The following is a 267-nucleotide window of genomic DNA, read 5'->3' as shown; positions in this document are numbered from 1 at the left end:
CGCCAGCAATTAAGCTTTGAAGTGAAACGGGCGATGAGCTCGGCACAAGCCGCACGTTTGCTACATCAAGCCACGCTTGGGCCAAAAGGTAGCGAAATAACTCACGCTACAGGAGTTAGTGAGGAAGAATGGTTAAGCGAGCAAATGCAGCTGCCAATCACCGAGCATTTACCCTTAGTTCAAAACTATCCCGATAGAGACGAACCAAACCACATCAATCGCATTGACGCATGGTGGAAAGCATCGCTGAATGCCCCGGACCACTTG

Annotated in this window: 1 protein-coding gene; it reads left to right on the top strand. The window is 50.2% G+C overall.

Features of this window, described 5'->3' with window-relative positions:
- Positions 1-267: hypothetical protein (locus Q4528_RS14105; RefSeq protein ID WP_303522235.1), on the top strand; the 267-nt coding region annotated here is incomplete at both ends.

The organism is Staphylococcus pasteuri (assembly GCF_030547725.1).
GTDB lineage: Bacteria > Bacillota > Bacilli > Staphylococcales > Staphylococcaceae > Staphylococcus > Staphylococcus pasteuri.
This window is presented reverse-complemented; position numbering and strand designations above follow the sequence as displayed.